15 protein-coding genes are annotated in these 16,475 nt (G+C 43.6%); 6 read left to right on the top strand and 9 right to left on the bottom strand.

Annotated features, from left to right (window positions below):
- Positions 1 to 181: 181 nt before the first annotated feature.
- Entirely contained in the window at positions 182 to 2,740 is a 2,559-nt protein-coding gene (locus tag NBH16_RS21255; protein ID WP_005862303.1) for an ATP-dependent Clp protease ATP-binding subunit, read from the bottom strand.
- A 204-nt stretch (positions 2,741 to 2,944) separates the two neighbouring features.
- Between NBH16_RS21255 and gyrA the strand changes: the two genes are divergently transcribed.
- Both gyrA and NBH16_RS21245 read left to right on the top strand, forming a co-directional pair.
- Positions 2,945 to 5,557, top strand: coding sequence for a DNA gyrase subunit A (gene gyrA / locus NBH16_RS21250; protein WP_048927297.1), 2,613 nt, complete (start codon positions 2,945 to 2,947; stop codon positions 5,555 to 5,557).
- Positions 5,558 to 5,599: 42 nt separating this feature from the next.
- Positions 5,600 to 6,817, top strand: a complete 1,218-nt coding sequence (locus tag NBH16_RS21245) for a tetratricopeptide repeat protein (protein ID WP_009017452.1) — start codon at positions 5,600 to 5,602, stop codon at positions 6,815 to 6,817.
- Between the two features lie 298 nt (positions 6,818 to 7,115).
- Here NBH16_RS21245 and NBH16_RS21240 read toward each other — a convergent pair whose 3' ends face one another.
- The 6 genes from NBH16_RS21240 to NBH16_RS21215 are packed head-to-tail and all read right to left on the bottom strand — an operon-like array spanning position 7,116 to position 10,887.
- Entirely contained in the window at positions 7,116 to 7,649 is a 534-nt protein-coding gene (locus NBH16_RS21240) for an ATP-binding protein (RefSeq protein WP_005862300.1), read from the bottom strand.
- Positions 7,642 to 8,388 carry a PHP domain-containing protein gene (locus NBH16_RS21235; RefSeq protein WP_250789038.1) on the bottom strand — a complete coding sequence of 249 codons (747 nt, stop codon included), beginning with the start codon at positions 8,386 to 8,388 and terminating at the stop codon, positions 7,642 to 7,644. The genes NBH16_RS21240 and NBH16_RS21235 overlap by 8 nt, the downstream gene beginning before the upstream one ends.
- The gene (locus tag NBH16_RS21230) at positions 8,385 to 8,729 is read right to left on the bottom strand and encodes a DRTGG domain-containing protein (RefSeq protein WP_005856952.1); all 345 of its coding nucleotides are present in this window, start codon (positions 8,727 to 8,729) and stop codon (positions 8,385 to 8,387) included. Before NBH16_RS21230 ends, NBH16_RS21235 begins: the two co-directional genes overlap by 4 nt.
- Positions 8,716 to 10,095 carry a [Fe-Fe] hydrogenase large subunit C-terminal domain-containing protein gene (locus NBH16_RS21225; protein ID WP_005856950.1) on the bottom strand — a complete coding sequence of 460 codons (1,380 nt, stop codon included), beginning with the start codon at positions 10,093 to 10,095 and terminating at the stop codon, positions 8,716 to 8,718. Before NBH16_RS21225 ends, NBH16_RS21230 begins: the two co-directional genes overlap by 14 nt.
- 3 nt (positions 10,096 to 10,098) lie before the next feature.
- A complete protein-coding gene (locus NBH16_RS21220) occupies positions 10,099 to 10,524 on the bottom strand; it encodes an ATP-binding protein (protein WP_005856948.1) in 426 nt (141 codons plus the stop codon).
- 18 nt (positions 10,525 to 10,542) lie between these two features.
- The gene (locus NBH16_RS21215; protein ID WP_005856945.1) at positions 10,543 to 10,887 is read right to left on the bottom strand and encodes a hypothetical protein; all 345 of its coding nucleotides are present in this window, start codon (positions 10,885 to 10,887) and stop codon (positions 10,543 to 10,545) included.
- 112 nt (positions 10,888 to 10,999) lie between these two features.
- On the opposite strand from NBH16_RS21215, the gene NBH16_RS21210 reads away from it, so the two are divergent.
- The gene (locus NBH16_RS21210) at positions 11,000 to 12,373 is read left to right on the top strand and encodes an aminopeptidase P family protein (protein WP_005856943.1); all 1,374 of its coding nucleotides are present in this window, start codon (positions 11,000 to 11,002) and stop codon (positions 12,371 to 12,373) included.
- Positions 12,374 to 12,471: 98 nt separating this feature from the next.
- On the opposite strand, the gene NBH16_RS21205 is transcribed toward NBH16_RS21210, so the two are convergent.
- Together NBH16_RS21205 and NBH16_RS21200 are read right to left on the bottom strand one after the other, a co-directional pair.
- Complete coding sequence (locus NBH16_RS21205; protein ID WP_250789037.1) at positions 12,472 to 13,152, bottom strand: hypothetical protein; 681 nt, start codon at positions 13,150 to 13,152, stop codon at positions 12,472 to 12,474.
- A 241-nt stretch (positions 13,153 to 13,393) separates the two neighbouring features.
- Positions 13,394 to 13,894, bottom strand: coding sequence for a thioredoxin family protein (locus NBH16_RS21200; protein ID WP_195602914.1), 501 nt, complete (start codon positions 13,892 to 13,894; stop codon positions 13,394 to 13,396).
- Between the two features lie 657 nt (positions 13,895 to 14,551).
- Here NBH16_RS21200 and NBH16_RS21195 point away from each other — a divergent pair.
- Genes NBH16_RS21195 through NBH16_RS21185 form a run of 3 tightly spaced genes read left to right on the top strand, consistent with a single transcriptional unit; the run spans position 14,552 to position 16,473 of the window.
- A complete protein-coding gene (locus NBH16_RS21195) occupies positions 14,552 to 15,379 on the top strand; it encodes an ABC transporter ATP-binding protein (protein ID WP_005856937.1) in 828 nt (275 codons plus the stop codon).
- A gap of 12 nt (positions 15,380 to 15,391) precedes the next feature.
- Positions 15,392 to 16,108 (top strand): hypothetical protein, encoded by a 717-nt coding sequence (locus tag NBH16_RS21190; RefSeq protein ID WP_250789036.1) that lies wholly within the window; start codon positions 15,392 to 15,394, stop codon positions 16,106 to 16,108.
- Positions 16,105 to 16,473, top strand: coding sequence for a GntR family transcriptional regulator (locus NBH16_RS21185; protein WP_048927301.1), 369 nt, complete (start codon positions 16,105 to 16,107; stop codon positions 16,471 to 16,473). The genes NBH16_RS21190 and NBH16_RS21185 overlap by 4 nt, the downstream gene beginning before the upstream one ends.
- Positions 16,474 to 16,475: the final 2 nt, after the last annotated feature.

The following is a 16,475-nucleotide window of genomic DNA, read 5'->3' as shown; positions in this document are numbered from 1 at the left end:
AGTATCTCTGATGGCAGAATCAACTGTGCCAATGCTAATAGTCCTTGATTGTTCATGGTACAAAGGTGCAAATTTTCTATAGAATTAAAGAATTTTCCCCCTGATTTATCGGGTGAGCCATAAGATGGACGAACATAAAAAAAGCCGGACTCACGCCCGGCTTCTATATTCATAGACAAACTTATTCAGCATCTTTCTTTTTTATCGAAGTCGTGATTTTCTGCTCTTCCTTATCAAAGTCTACGATAATCGTATCGCCTTCACCTACTGAGGCACGGATAATCATCTCCGCCATCTCATCTTCCAGATACTTCTGGATCGCACGCTTCAACGGACGGGCACCGAACTGGATATCGTAGCCTTTTGTCGCAATGAAATCTTTTGCCTCGTCTGTGATCGACAACTCATAGCCCAGATTTGATACACGCTGATACAGACCCTGCAACTCAATATCGATAATCTTATGAATAGCGGCTTTATCAAGCTGATCGAACATAATGATATCATCCACACGGTTCAAGAACTCTGGAGCAAATGCTTTATTCAACGCTTTCTGGATCACGCTACGGGAGAAATCCTTATCCGGCTCACCAGCCATCTGAGTATTGAAACCAACGCCACGGCCGAAATCTTTCAATTGCCGGGTACCAATATTGGAAGTCATGATCAAGATCGTATTCTTGAAATCAATACGTCTACCCAGACTATCCGTCAAACGGCCTTCATCCAAGACTTGCAGCAGCAAGTTAAATACATCCGGATGCGCCTTCTCGATCTCGTCCAATAAGACCACCGAATAGGGCTTGCGACGTACTTTCTCTGTTAACTGGCCACCTTCCTCGTAACCAACGTATCCGGGAGGCGCTCCGATCAAACGGGAAACAGCGAATTTCTCCAAGTATTCACTCATATCGATACGTACCAAAGAATCCGCCGAATCAAATAGATATTCAGCAAGCTTCTTGGCCAAGTGAGTTTTACCTACACCCGTCGGTCCTAGGAACATAAAAGTTCCGATCGGCTTATTCGGATCTTTCAAGCCAACACGGTTACGTTGAATTGCCTTTACGATCTTTTGAACAGCATCATCCTGCCCGACCACCTTACTTTTCAATACGTCCGCCATTTCCAGAAGCTTGACATTCTCTGCCTTAGCGATACGTTGAACAGGTACACCGGACATCATGGCAACAACTTCAGCGACCTTCTCTTCATCAACGGTCTCCCGATGTTCTTGAAGCTCTTGTTCCCATTTAGCTTTCGCGGCCTCTAGTTGCAATAAATACTGACGCTCCTTATCGCGGAAACTTGCGGCTAATTCAAAGTTCTGAGATTTCACGGCCGCTAATTTCTCATTCTTCGTATCCTCGATCTTTGCCTCAAGCTCTTCGATACTTTTCGGAACAATGATATTAGATATATGTACACGGGAACCGGCCTCGTCTAAAGCATCGATCGCCTTATCCGGGAAATTACGGTCGCTGATATATCTTTCTGTCAATTTTACACACGCTTGTAAAGCATCTTCAGTATAGATCACGTTATGGTGCTCCTCATAACGAGGTTTGATATTACGCAAGATCTGCAAAGTTTCTTCCGCCGTAGTCGGATCAACGATCACTTTCTGGAAACGACGTTCCAACGCACCGTCTTTCTCGATATTCTTACGATATTCATCCAAAGTAGTAGCGCCAATGCATTGAATCTCACCACGAGCCAACGCAGGTTTCAGCATATTCGCCGCATCCATAGACCCGGAAGCGGAACCAGCGCCAACAATCGTATGAATCTCATCGATAAAGAGGATGATATTCGGGTTCTTCGATAACTCATTCAAGATAGCCTTAATACGTTCCTCGAATTGTCCGCGGTATTTCGTGCCGGCGACAATAGAAGCCATATCCAAGCTAATCACACGCTTATCGAATAACACCCGGGAAACCTTACGCTGAATAATGCGTAAAGCCAATCCCTCTACGATAGCCGACTTACCCACACCCGGCTCACCAATCAATACCGGATTATTTTTCTTCCTACGGCTTAATATCTGGGCCAAACGCTCGATCTCCTTCTCACGTCCCACAATCGGGTCTAGACGGTTTTCTGCGGCGGCACGTGTCATATCCGTTCCGAAGTTATCCAGAACAGGTGTATCATTAGGGGATTTCGGTTGAGCGGCTCCCGCTCCAGCACCGGAAGAGGGGCGAGATGCCTCACGACGAGAGGAGAAACCTTCGTCCTCGTCATCTTCGTCATCATCCGTATATCCGTCGCTGATCTCGTCGAATTCCTCCATATTGTTCAAACCGGTTCCGCTTACTAATATATTATATGCGGAACGATAAGTAATACCCGCATCGTTCAACACCTTGGCGGCTACATTAAACTCCTCTTTCAATATCGCCAATAGGAGATGTTCCGTATCGGTCTCATCTTCCTTGAATAAACGAGATTCCAGCATACTCATACGCAAGACACGTTCTGTAGTCTTACTTATAGCGATCTCATGCTGGACAGAATCCTCAGAATCGAATGTGTTCTTTATTTCTTGCTCAATCTTGCGTTTAATATCCATCGGATCGGTATGTAGCTCTCGCAAGACACGCATTGCCTCGCCTTCGCCTTCCCGAATGATGCCTAGCATCAAATGTTCCGGCCCGATATAGCTATTCTGGAGCCTAGCCGCTTCTTCACGGCTATACTCAATCACGTCAATCAATCTTTTCGAATAATTTTTCATACTATATTATATATGTACTGATTACGCAAAGTTACATAATCTATTCCAACTATCATCAAATTTCGTGCCATTATTCCTTAATAAGCCTTGAAAAGCCCAGAGGCGCAAAATTTCAAGACAAATTCTTTCGTAGTATACGGAAAAACCTTACCTTAGTGCAATTTTTCAGAGGTGAGATATTGAGTGTAATTAATATAAAACTAAATGGTTGATCAAGACAGAATTATTAAGATTAACATCGAAGAGGAAATGAAATCGGCATACATTGATTATTCAATGTCTGTCATTGTTTCACGTGCTCTTCCTGATGTTAGGGATGGCTTTAAGCCGGTTCACCGCCGTATTTTATTTGGAATGAATGAACTGGGTAACACATCCGACAAACCTTATAAAAAATCTGCGAGAATAGTTGGTGAAGTTTTAGGTAAATATCATCCACATGGCGACTCGTCTGTATATTTCGCCATGGTTCGTATGGCCCAGACATGGTCTATGCGTTATCCGTTAGTAGACGGACAAGGTAACTTCGGTTCAGTGGACGGTGATAGTCCTGCCGCTATGCGTTATACAGAGGCACGACTGAGTAAACTCGCCGAAGAAATGCTCCGGGATATCGATAAGGACACGGTAGATTTCCAGCTTAACTTCGATGATACGTTGAAGGAGCCGACCGTATTGCCGACTCGTGTTCCTAACTTACTTGTAAATGGTGGATCGGGTATCGCCGTTGGTATGGCTACGAATATGCCGACTCATAACTTGAGCGAGGTATTAGATGGTTGTATCGCTTATATCGATGCCAAGGGAGATATCGAGGTAGAGGGCTTAATGCAATATATCAAGGCTCCGGACTTCCCTACAGGCGCTACAATTTATGGCTACGCAGGCGTGAAAGACGCTTTCGAGACGGGTAGGGGACGTATCATCCTTCGCGGTAAAGCCGAGATTGAGGTGGAGAATAATCATGAGAAGATTATTATTACCGAGATTCCTTATTTGGTAAATAAGGCTGAGTTGATCAAGTATATCGCTGACCTGGTAAACGAGAAGCGTATCGATGGCATTTCCAATGTCAATGACGAGTCCGACCGTAGCGGTATGCGTATCGTAGTTGACGTGAAACGTGACGCAAACTCGAGTGTCGTGCTGAATAAATTGTATAAGCTTACGGCTCTGCAATCCTCATTCAGCGTCAATAATATCGCTTTGGTGAACGGCCGTCCGAGATTGCTTAACTTAAAAGACTTAATCAAGGCGTTTGTTGAGCACCGTCATGAGGTCGTTATCCGGCGTACAAAATATGAATTGAGGAAAGCGGAAGAGAGAGCTCATATATTGGAAGGCTTGATCATCGCTTCCGATAATATAGACGAGGTAATCGCGATTATCAAGTCTTCCAAGAGCCCGCAAGAGGCTATCGAGCGTTTGATCGAACGTTTTTCTTTATCTGAGCTTCAAGCACGTGCGATTGTCGAGATGAGACTTCGTCAGTTGACAGGTCTGGAACAAGACAAATTGCGTGCGGAATATGAGGAGATCGAGAAGTTGATCGCTTATTTGAATGAGATTCTGGAGAATGAGGACCTTTGTATGAAGGTTATCAAAGATGAATTATTGGAAATCAAGGATAAATTTGGCGACGAACGTAAGACGGATATCGTTTACGCCTCTGAGGAATTAAATCCGGAGGATTTCTATGCGGATGATGAGATGATCATTACCGTATCTCATATGGGATATATCAAACGTACCCCGTTAAGTGAGTTCCGTGCGCAAGGCCGTGGTGGTGTAGGAGCGAAGGGTTCCGAGACTAGAGACGAGGATTTCGTTGAGTATATCTATCCGGCATCCATGCACGCGACCTTATTATTCTTCACGGCAAAAGGTAAATGTTATTGGTTGAAGGTATTCGAGATTCCGGAAGGAGCTAAGAACGCTAAAGGACGTGCGATCCAGAATCTTCTGAATATCGAGCCGGATGATAAGGTACAAGCCTTTATACGTGTTAAGAAATTAACCACCGATACGGAATTCATTAATTCTCATTACCTATTATTCTGTACGAAGAAAGGTGTGATCAAAAAGACCTTGTTGGAGGCCTATTCCCGTCCTCGTCAAAACGGTGTGAACGCTATTACATTGCGTGAAGACGATGGCTTGATCCAAGTATGTATGACGAATGGCAACAACGAGGTGATCATAGCGAACCGTAACGGCCGGGCGATCCGTTTCCATGAAAGCGCGGTACGTGTAATGGGCCGTACGGCTTCCGGAGTGAAAGGTATGACTTTGGACGAGGATAATACCGATGAAGTCGTTGGTATGATCTGTATCAAGGACAAGGAAAAAGAGACCGTACTCGTCGTATCGGAGCAGGGATATGGAAAACGTTCCTCTATCGAGGATTATCGTATAACGAATCGTGGCGGTAAAGGCGTAAAAACCATTAATATCACGGAGAAGACTGGTAAATTAGTTGCCATCAAGAATGTTACGGACGAGAACGATTTAATGATTATCAATAAGTCGGGTATCGCTATCCGTATGAAAGTGGCCGATTTGAACGTAATAGGACGTGCTACTCAAGGTGTTCGTTTGATTAATCTAGAAAAGCGCAACGACGAAATCGCTTCTGTATGTAAAGTATTGTCTGAGAGTGAAGAGGAGATAGCCGAGCAAAAAGCGGAACAAGAAGCCAGACAAGAGAATGAGGGAAGAGAGTTGAGTGAGAATCAAGCTAGTCTAGGTACCGATGTTGATCTGCCGGAATCAGAGAAGGATAACGAGCTAGATAATAACGAAGAAATAACTGAATAATTTTAAACAAATAGAAATATTAATCTCAAAATTACTATCGCAATGAAACGAGTATTATTAACAGTGGCACTATGTGTCGCAGCATCGGTCTCTTTTGCACAGAAAAAAGCTGTAAATGAGGCTCAAAGTATAGCTAAGGGTTCAACTCCTGATTTCTCGGAAGCCAGAACTCTTATTAAAGGAGCTTTGGAAAATCCAGAAACAAAGGATGACGCTAAAACTTGGTATGTTGCCGGTTTTATCGAGGATCAACAGTTCAGCAACGAAAGAACTAAACAAGTCTTGGGCCAACAACCGGACGAGCCTGTTATGTACGAGGCATTGGGTAGTATTTTGCCATACTTTGAGAAAGCATATGAGTTAGATCAACTTCCTAATGAAAAAGGAAAAGTTAAACCTAAGTTCACGAAAGATATCAAAGGTATCCTAGGAGCAAACCACGTATATTACATCAATGGTGGTGCTTACTATTTCGATCAGAAAGATTATAACAAAGCTTACGATTTCTTCGAGCAATACCTGAAAATATCTGATATGCCGATGTTTAAAGGTGAGGCTGTCGCTGAAAGAGATTCAAACTTCATGACAGTTCAGTTCTATGCCGCTGTAGCAGCGACCCAACTTGGCGATTCTCAAAAAGCTATCGCAGCGTTAGAGCGTGCTAAAAATACGGATTATAGAGCAAGCGAGGTATATCAATACTTATGCTATGAGTATGAGCAAGCTAAAGATACCGTGAATTTAGAGAAGACTTTGGAAGAAGGTTTGAATAAATTCCCTGAGGAACAGTATTTCTTAATGAGCCTTATAAACAATTACATCTATTCTAATAGAAATGAGAAAGCTATTGAATATTTGAACACAGCTATCGCTAAGGATTCCAACAATCCACAGCTTTACGATGTAATGGGCCGTGTTTATGAGACTGGTTTGAAAGATTACGCTAAAGCTGAAGAGTATTTCAAGAAAGCATTGGCGATCAATCCTGACTATATCGAATCTCTCTCTAACTTAGGTCGTGTATATTACAACCAAGGTGTAAACAAGCAAGGTGAGGCTAATATGATCAACGACGCAAAACAATATCAAGAGGAATTAGGCAAAGCTAAGGAATTCTTTAAGCTAGCTCTTCCTTACTTTGAGAAAGCTCACCAAATGAAACCAGAAGAAAGAGAATATATGACCGCTTTAAGAGGTATTTACTACAACTTGAATATGGGTGATAAATTCGATGCTATTGAAGCAGAGATGAATAAGTAATTTCTTCTTTCAGAATAAATTGGAACCGTCTAGTAATATAAGGTTACTAGGCGGTTTTTTATTTGTGTATCATGTATTGGAGTAGTCATTTTTTGATCGCTTATAATACTATTAAACATAATGGGAATTATAAAATTAATAGCAAGATAAGGATATATTAGTGCATTCAAGCAAAGCTTGTAGCTGCTTTGAGTAAAGACACAGATCTTTTCACGGCTGTGAAACGTTTGTTTCATGGATGTGAAAAGATCGTATCACAGCTGTGAAAAGATCAGATCACCTATATGAAAAGATTAATTCAGCTTGACGCGACTATTTGATTCGCTATTAACTCCTTCAAATAAAGCATGACTTTCGGATGACTTAATGGCATGTCCTCTAGGATTTCTTTAAGCTCTCGCGTACTGATATCAAATGAAACCAGATCTGAATGATATGAGAAATGAATGTTTATGTCTGGATTACTGCCTATAAGCATAGCCATTGTACCCGCCAAATCTCCCCAAGGCGGACAATCAATATGAGATGAGACAAAACAAGCAACAACTACCGTACCTTTTCCCTGTATGGAAGATATTTCCACATTCCCGCCTGTTTGCTCCGCGTTTTGTATCAAGAAAGGTAAGCCTAGACCCACTTTTCGTGTCGTGCGAGTCGTATAAAACGGATTACGGATCAGAGAGACTGTTTCCGGATCCATACCACAGCCATTATCCGCGATACGAATACATATGGATGTGTCCTTTATCTGTATATCTATCTCTATGTCAGAAGCTTTTGCTCTGATACTATTAGCGGTTATATCCGTGATATGAAACGAGAGATTATCCATGAGAGGCGAAAATTAAGTGATTGTCTTTTTGATCAAAAGCCTTTCGTAAGCCATCGAAGGTTAATTCCTCCGTTTGCCAAATGGAGGGCTGAGTACCTATTTGTTCGGGGCAATGAGCATCCGAGGCTGAGTATTGAGTCTGCTCTTTCAAATACCCGTGAATAGACAATAACTTACTGTATCTTTGCTGATTATTATATTCAATAGCATCTAAAGATAAGCAGGGGTCTATAAAACCTAATTGACTGATCAAGCTGAATGACGGACGTTCTACATGGGCGGCTACAAATAGAGCGTCCACCTTACGTGCTTGAGCGGCTATTTGGTTTACGCTTTGATCCAAGGCGGAGAGCAAAAGATAGGGCACTTCTCCTAGAATCTCATTCTCCGCATTCACCCAAACTTGATCGCCAAAACGTTCCGGATCATTTGGAATTGGAGGGAGATGCTCTTCTAAATATCGTTGGAATCGCTTACGGGATTCATCGGTCGGGAAATAAACCAGACAATGCGCTTCCTCACGGGTCGTAACTTCTACGCCCGCAAAGACCCTTAGTCCGAATCTCTCGCCAAGGGATTGAATCTCCGGGCATTGTAAGGTCGTATTATGATCCGTGATAGCGATAGCGTCCAGACCTTTCGCTAAGGAACAACGTATGATCTCCGACGGGCTCATTTCCAGACTGCCACATGGCGACAGGCAAGTATGGATATGTAAATCAGCTAAATACTGTTTCATCCATTCTCATTCTGTAATAAGCGGTAAATCATACCGGAAGCCTCGAACGCAGAGCGTGTAGTTCCTAAAAGAGGGACAGCCTCTTCCCTACCTTTTTGTAAGGTCTCATCATCCGGAGAGGTTCCGTTCACGATCAATACAGCGGAGGCGTCTTTTAAAGTAGCCACGGCCAGTATATTCTGATGGGTTTGCATGGTAATCCATAGCATACCCTCCTCGATATGTCCCATGACATCACTTAATAAATCGCTCGTATAGCCTCCGGTTATCTCTGTATCAAGGCCCTCTTCTCCACAAAATACAGTAAGATTCAACATCTTCACTAAATCACAAACCTTCATATTTAGCTCCTTTCTTATAACAATCCTTATTTAAACGATCTTTCCCCCATGTCTTCTCAACGATACGGAAGGCATGCTCTTGGTCTAGTTTACCGTGCTTCTCCATATTACGTTGCATAAATACGCAATCACTGAATTGAGCCTCGTGGCGTACGATATCCTCGGCCAAGCTTTGACAGTTCGGGCTACCGCAAGCGCCACAATCGATTCCCGGTAGGTAACACATCAATTTCCGCACTTGCTCCATTTTCTTCAGCATCTCATCGATCGTTCCATCGTACAACCGTTTGGGATTCGGTTGCACCGGACGGATCGTAATATGCTGCCTCAAATAGGATAAAGCCTCGAAATTATCGGCGGCGTATATCATCGGTACTTTATCCCGGTTCATGGATCGCTTCATGATACGCTCGGCCGTGAGGAAACGGTTCGCTACGGCTAATACACCTCCGGCACAGCTACGGTCGCAAGCCCTCAGTTCCAGAAAGTCTACGTTACGTACCTCGCTGGTCGTTTCCATTCGTTCCAAGAAATCGATCACATTATGGATCTCATCGATCGCGAGGCAACGACCGGAGAAATGTTTGGCCTCCCCTCCTGTCTGGCTCCATCGCATCTCTTTTTTCGTTAATGGCGGAGGAAGCTCACATTCCGGCTCGTATCCTCTCGGGCGATTCTTAAGAATATGGTATACCTTATTATATAGGGTATCCATATTTATCACGCCTTTGATCGTAGATGAATAACCTTCCGCTCCCTTCAACGCCGCGATTTTCGCCGCGCAAGGCGTAACATAAAAGATACCGATCTCTTCCGAGGGAACACCTTGCCCTTCCAATATCTTATGATAATAAGTGGCCGAGGCGTTTACCGGCGCTTTCACCAATAAGATATTATCCACCAGCGCAGGGAAACGGACTTGTATCAACCGGACGATAGCGGGGCAAAAAGAACTGATCACCGGTTTTTCCTCGGCGTTTTCCATCTGCCGTACCATTTCCTTATGGATCATATCGGCGGTAAACTCTACTTGGAAAACATGGGTAAAGCCCAGTTCCATAACGGCGCTGATAATTTCCTTCTCGGTCGTGTACTTTGAGAACTGCCCGATAAATACCGTGGGCATCAACGCTACCCTGCATTTATAATCAAATATACGCTGGAAGTCATCCTGCTCCACATAGATAGCCTCTGTCGGGCACGATTTCAAGCACTCGCCGCAATCCACGCACCAATCCTTATGGATCAAAGCCTTACCATCCCGGATACGGATCGCTCCCGTAGGGCACTCTTTCATGCAATGCGTACAGCCTATACAGCGGTCATTGTCAATCTTCAAGGCATGATAAAAATTAGCTTCCTCCATGGTCTACGCTCCTTCTTTATTAAACCATGTGACCATACGTACCGTGGTACCTACGTCTACTTGGCTCTCGATCGTTAATTCATCTACGTTCTTCTTCATATTTGGAAGTCCCATTCCGGCACCAAATCCCATCTCACGCACGGCCTCGGATGCCGTCGAATACCCTTCACGCATAGCTAGCGATATATCCGGGATTCCGGGCCCTTCATCCTTCAGTTCCAAAGATATTTTATCAGCGTCCAATTCAGCGACAACCGTTCCTCTCCAAGCGTGAGCCACGATATTCACCTCCGCCTCATAAAGCGCCACGACCACCCGCTTAATGATCCGGGGATCGATAGCCAATTGCTTCAAGACCTTCTTTATCTGGCTAGACGCATAACCCGCCTTCGAGAAATTACCGCCCTCCAACTCAAACTTAAATAGCATATCTCACGACCTCCTTTCTTAATATATAGGAAGGAGCCCCGCGCTATAAAGCTCTCCGACCGTATGATACATAGAATGATCTGTCTCCAGAAGAACCATATTGTTCTCACGAGCCAGCTCCAGCATATCCGGGGTTACTTTCTTCCCCCGCACGAAAAGTATATAAGAAACTTCCGCCATCTCCGCGGTACGGATCGTTTGCAAATTACAAAGTCCTGTCACCAACAGCACATCGCCACAATCCAGCGTAAGCACGTCACTCATCAGATCGCTGGCAAAAGCGCACTGCACATCGTTCTCCCGTTTCTCTGAGCCACAGACGATGGAGGCATCAGTAAGCTCTTGAATTCTTTGAATCTTCATAAGGTACCAGAGGTTACATTTTACATGGGCTAATGTAAGAAATAATTTCGAATGTCGGCCTAGTATATTACATTAATTACTATCTTTGGTACACTAACAAAAAATAATCCTTATGTTCAGTAAAGAAACTTATATGGCCCGCCGGGCTAAGCTGAAACAAACCATAGGTTCCGGTTTGTTGCTATTCCTTGGAAACGACGAGAGTGGGATGAACTACGCCGATAATACGTATCACTTCCGTCAAGACTCTACCTTCTTGTATTTCTTCGGATTGCCATACGCCGGGTTATCCGCTATCATCGATATCGATAACGATAAGGAGATCATCTTTGGCGATGAGTTGACTATAGACGCGATTGTATGGATGGGTACGCAGCCCACCCTAAAAGAGAAGAGCGAGGCCGCAGGTATCAAGGAGGTCCGTCCTTTCAAGGAGATCGAGACATACTTGAAGAATGCCCAGCAAAAAGGCCAGCCAATCCATTATCTGCCGACGTATCGTGCGGAACACCAGATCAAGTTATTCCAATGGTTGGGTATCGTACCCGGTGCGGAGAAACCTTCCGTACCTTTCATCATGGGTGTCGTAAACCAACGGAATTATAAGAGCGAGGAAGAAATCGCCGAGATCGAGAAAGCCTGTATCGTAACCGCCGATATGCACCTGACTGCCATGCGTACCGTACGTCCGGGAATCCGGGAGTCGGATGTAGCGGCTGCCGTTGCGGAAGTAGCTTTCGCCAACAATTACCAGCTCTCCTTCCCTATCATCGCCACGATCAATGGGCAGACTTTGCACAACCATGATCATAGTCATATGATTAAGAGCGGTGATATGCTGTTATTGGACGCCGGTGCCGAGACTGAGATGGGATATGCCGGAGATATGTCGTCCACCATCCCGGCCGACTCAAAATTCACGACCCGTCAAAAAGACATCTATGATATTCAAGTAGCCGCCCATGAGGCTGCCGTAGCGGCTTTGCGCCCGGGTATTCCTTTCGTGGATGTATATGAGTTGTCTTGTAAAGTGATCATGGAGGGTTTAAAGGACCTTGGTTTCGTGAAAGGAGATCCGATGGAGGCCGTAAAAGCCGGTGCTCACGCCATGTTTATGCCTTGTGGCTTAGGCCATATGATGGGATTGGATGTACATGATATGGAGAATCTGGGAGAGGTATACGTTGGTTATGACGGACAGCCGAAGAGTACGGAATTCGGACGTAAGTCGTTGCGCTTGGGACGTAAGCTGGAACCGGGTTTTGTCTTGACCATCGAGCCGGGTGTATACTTCATCCCTGAATTAATGGATTTATGGAGAGGCCAGAACAAGTTCACCGAATTCATCAATTACGAGAAGTTGTTTACATATAAGGATTTCAGTGGCATACGTAACGAGGAAGACTATCTGATTACCGAGAACGGCGCTCGTCTATTAGGAAAGAAGATCCCTTTGCGTACGGAAGAAGTGGAAGCCATTCGATAAATCCTATACATTATTATATATAAGCTTATGCAAAAGGGAGAGCTGTTTTAAGGCTCTCCCTTTTTGGGCTAAACGAGAAAGACAATGTATGAAACGATTTAAAAGCGATATCCAATACTTAGAAAGAACGAATGCATAAAACGAATCCGGGGCATACTAAGCCTTTTTCCCTCTACAACGAAGTTTCGCCCTCCACTATATAAATCAAAATTCGAGAATATATACCCCAAAGAGAATATATACCGCTGGTCTATATCGAGGCTCAACATACTTTTAATATGATAAAATAACGATTTACCTCCCTTGTTCTTTATATGATCGAATTTTTGAGGTATCCATATCCCGGGAGTGTTTGGAACATAGCTTATATTAAACTCTTGATTGACAGGCAAAGGAATGGTTAATCCGGGTGAAACGACCAAAGAGAGTCCCGTATCCTTGTCTTTCCCGAATTTAAAAGCGGGAGTTACTAACTGGATGGCCGGACGTAACGCAAAGAAATGACAGCCCGGATTACTCTCATCTGAATTCCAGAACCACTGATTATCTCTTGAAAACCCCGTATAACTATCTTTCTCAATCGTATTACAGAAAAGCAACCCCATAGTAATTCCCACATAAGGAATCGGTAGATAAGTAACAGATGGCTCTACCTCCCATGCTGAATTATTATTCAAGGCACCGGAGAGTTCTACTTTCCACATATGGGATTTTTCTACCTCTTGCGCCTGTCCCTCAAAGGTAAAGATCAAACAAATAAAGAAAAGTATAGATCTCATTATTTATAGGATGTTAGTTGTTCATTTACAGTAAAGACAGAGGACCTTCTCAATCACCCTATCCATTAGGGTTAATAAATCAAAAAGAGTTAATAATAAACACGGACTTAAAAAGAAAGCGTACATTTCCTTCTCAGACTATACATGATATTTCATCTTCTCGAAACGAAAACTCGTGAATCGATAAAAAAAGGCTGTCCCATCTTGAAGTGGAACAGCCCTCTTTGCTAAATAATACTGATTAAATTACTTTCAGAATCTCGGTCAGTTTTTCCGGGGTGACGTTGGCGGCGATTATCACTCCTTCGTCGTTAATCAAGAAGTTCTTGAAACCTTTTCTTAAATCATACTTCTTGTACAACTCTGACTCTTTACCCAGTCCTTCGTGAAATTGCGTTGACAGATCCAACTTGTCAATCTTTACCGTCTCGGTAAAAATAGATTCTTTCTCATCCATAGAGATCGAACACATCGCGATTTTGTCCGGACCAAACTTGTTAACCTCATTCGCCAATTGCACGTTACGAGCCCGCGATTCCGCATCGTAAGCCGCCCAAAAGTTGAGCAATGTATAACGTCCTAATTGGTTGTGGAAACTGGCTTTAGCGTCGTTTCCCAAAAACTCTATTCTCGGAGCTAGATCACCGGGGTTCACACCCTCGGTAAGTTTCGCCTTTTTCGAACCGGCAGACATTCCTAATAACGCTACCGATGCGATGAGAACATAAGCTCTTACCTTCATATTTTCAATTTTACGTTAAACTTAATCGGGGGAATCTCCCGGGGGACAAACTCCCGACTCCTGATTTTCAGGATCGTAAACAAGCATGTTTCTTTCGCTAAAGAGACACTTACTTGTCTTTAACGGGTGCAAATATAAAACCAAATACTTCTTTCCACCAAATTATATAGCGATTTTCTGCAAATTAGCAAGCTTTTTTATATGTTTTAGCGCACACATCGATAAAAAATTAACTGTTTTGCAACATAAATTTAGAAGTAGAGTACCTTTTTCTCCCCGAGAGAACCGCAAAATCATCAAGAATCATTAGCTTCCCGCTCCCCTACCTTTAGACCGATAACAGGGAATCCTTAGCGATTTCATCTTTAAGTATAGATTATCCAACAACTGTTGCATAATCATCTAACAGTTGGTGCATGATCTTCCAACAGCCGTTAGATGATCATGCACCAACTGAAAAATTAGCAATGCTTCAAGAGCAAACCGCTAATCCTTCTTGGAAAAGAGGCTAATAGCATTAAGAGATTCCCTTTAATCACCTTGTACTGCCATCTTGAAAAATAAAAGGAAAAAAATACCCTTCCCTCTTGTTTATTCAAAAACTTCCACTACATTTGCAGTGTACTATTAAACTAATACACTAAAGCAGCAAAACATATGATTACATTAAAAGAACTCTCATTCAGCTATAGCCGCAAAAAAGAGGTACTTGATCGTATCAATCTTGAGGTTGGATCGGGACACATCTGTGGCTTATTGGGAAAGAACGGTGAAGGAAAGACTACGCTTCTAAACCTTCTAAGCGGACAGATCTTTCCGGATCAAGGCTCTTGCCTCGTATTGGAGGAAATTCCTTCCGAGAGAAACGCTCGTTTCTTGCAACAGATCTTCTTATTGCCGGAGGAAATCTCCATGCCTGAGGTCACCGCCATAGAATATATAAAGATGTACGCGGCTTTTTATCCGACATTTAGAGACGATATCTGCAAGGCTTGCGTAGAATCGTTTGAGATCAATCTATCCGATCGCCTGTCGAAAATGTCTCAAGGACAACGGAAAAAGGTGGCGATAACCTTGGCACTGGCCGCTCATACGCCCCTGCTTCTAATGGATGAGCCTACAAATGGGCTGGACATTCCCTCGAAAGCGACATTCCGCAGACTGGTAGCCTCTTTGATAGATGACAATCAGACGGTTATTATCTCCACGCATCAGGTCAGGGATCTGGAAAGCTTGATCGACACGGTATTGATCTTAGACCAAAGGCAAATCCTATTGAATAAGACGTTGAACGAGATCGGCGAGAAACTTTATTTCGGACCACTCCTGCCGGAAGAGAAAGCTCTTTATTCCGAGCCTACCCCGCAAGGGACAATAGGCGTCACCGCACGGGAGGACAAGGAAGAGACAGCCGTATCCTTAGAGTTGCTCTTTAACGCGGCGATAACGTATCCCAAAGAGATCCAAAGAATCATGAACTCCTAAATACACATAGTTATGAAAACAGATTTCAGTATACAACGCATCAATCTTTTACTTCGCAAAGATTGGATAGAGAATAAGAAGAAATTAGCTTATGGGGTGTTGGTCATCCTCGGAGTCCTCTTCTTTTTCCTGTTATCCTCCATTTTATGGGATACGAGATTCCGTACCTTTACATTATATGTATTGGGATCATTAGGAACTTTTATCGCTTTCTGTAGCTACGTAAACTTAATGATACACCGCCCTAGAGGATTGTTCTTAACGCTTCCCGCGAGCAACCAAGAGAAATATGCCGCTATCCTAATCGAAGGCATCGTGGTATTCTTAACATACCAAGTCACGTTCTGGACTGGGACGGGAATAGCCTCAATGCTCATTCATATACAGCCTGTAGCATTCAAGGACATTATCATGACCTTGCAAGATTTCACCATGCTGGCGTTTGCCGGCTCCTTGATGTTTCTCTCTTATGTCACGTTCCGGAAGTATGCCTTAGGAATCGCTTGTGGCGGATATATATTGATAGCAGCCTCTATCATAGGAATTCTCTATCTATGCATAAACGCCTTGAATATCCAGCCAGACATGGATAGATTTTATTACGAGGCTTCCCCGCTTTATACCGCCGTGTATTGGCTAAGCTTTGCCTTTACACCCGCATTTCTCATCGCTACCCTCGTGGTCTTATACGTCGCTTATCTAAAACTTAAAGAAAAGGAACTAAGATGAACTACAATACGAATCAATCCATATTTATCCAGATAGCCGAGCGGATTTGCGACCGGGTATTGAGTGGTAATTACAAAGCCGATAGCCGTATCCCGTCCGTACGGGAACTGGCAGTAGAGATGGAGGTAAATCCGAACACGGTCATGCGTTCCTTCGAACGTCTGCAAGCGAATGAGATTATTTACAACAAGCGTGGGATCGGCTACTTCGTTGCTTCCGACGCCGAGCAAAAAATCCGTGAGATGCGCCATAACCAGTTCGTGGAAGAGGTACTTCCCGCCGTCTTCAAGGAGATGCACCTGCTAGATGTAGGTATCGACGAGCTTACGAAAGCCTATACATTATATATATCTACCATTAAATAAAG

Origin of the sequence: Parabacteroides sp. Y3-G-102, assembly GCF_023656845.1 — a bacterium.
GTDB classification, from domain to species: domain Bacteria; phylum Bacteroidota; class Bacteroidia; order Bacteroidales; family Tannerellaceae; genus Parabacteroides; species Parabacteroides distasonis.
This window is presented reverse-complemented; position numbering and strand designations above follow the sequence as displayed.

Coding starts and splice junctions, on each gene's coding strand:
- NBH16_RS21205 (WP_250789037.1), bottom strand. CDS start 13,152: ATGAGATCTATACTTTTCTTTATTTGTTTGATCTTTACCTTTGAGGGA.
- gyrA (WP_048927297.1), top strand. CDS start 2,945: ATGGTTGATCAAGACAGAATTATTAAGATTAACATCGAAGAGGAAATG.
- NBH16_RS21235 (WP_250789038.1), bottom strand. CDS start 8,388: ATGAAACAGTATTTAGCTGATTTACATATCCATACTTGCCTGTCGCCA.
- NBH16_RS21240 (WP_005862300.1), bottom strand. CDS start 7,649: ATGGATAATCTCTCGTTTCATATCACGGATATAACCGCTAATAGTATC.
- NBH16_RS21195 (WP_005856937.1), top strand. CDS start 14,552: ATGATTACATTAAAAGAACTCTCATTCAGCTATAGCCGCAAAAAAGAG.
- NBH16_RS21225 (WP_005856950.1), bottom strand. CDS start 10,095: ATGGAGGAAGCTAATTTTTATCATGCCTTGAAGATTGACAATGACCGC.
- NBH16_RS21245 (WP_009017452.1), top strand. CDS start 5,600: ATGAAACGAGTATTATTAACAGTGGCACTATGTGTCGCAGCATCGGTC.
- NBH16_RS21185 (WP_048927301.1), top strand. CDS start 16,105: ATGAACTACAATACGAATCAATCCATATTTATCCAGATAGCCGAGCGG.
- NBH16_RS21190 (WP_250789036.1), top strand. CDS start 15,392: ATGAAAACAGATTTCAGTATACAACGCATCAATCTTTTACTTCGCAAA.
- NBH16_RS21230 (WP_005856952.1), bottom strand. CDS start 8,729: ATGAAGGTTTGTGATTTAGTGAAGATGTTGAATCTTACTGTATTTTGT.
- NBH16_RS21215 (WP_005856945.1), bottom strand. CDS start 10,887: ATGAAGATTCAAAGAATTCAAGAGCTTACTGATGCCTCCATCGTCTGT.
- NBH16_RS21255 (WP_005862303.1), bottom strand. CDS start 2,740: ATGAAAAATTATTCGAAAAGATTGATTGACGTGATTGAGTATAGCCGT.
- NBH16_RS21210 (WP_005856943.1), top strand. CDS start 11,000: ATGTTCAGTAAAGAAACTTATATGGCCCGCCGGGCTAAGCTGAAACAA.
- NBH16_RS21220 (WP_005856948.1), bottom strand. CDS start 10,524: ATGCTATTTAAGTTTGAGTTGGAGGGCGGTAATTTCTCGAAGGCGGGT.
- NBH16_RS21200 (WP_195602914.1), bottom strand. CDS start 13,894: ATGAAGGTAAGAGCTTATGTTCTCATCGCATCGGTAGCGTTATTAGGA.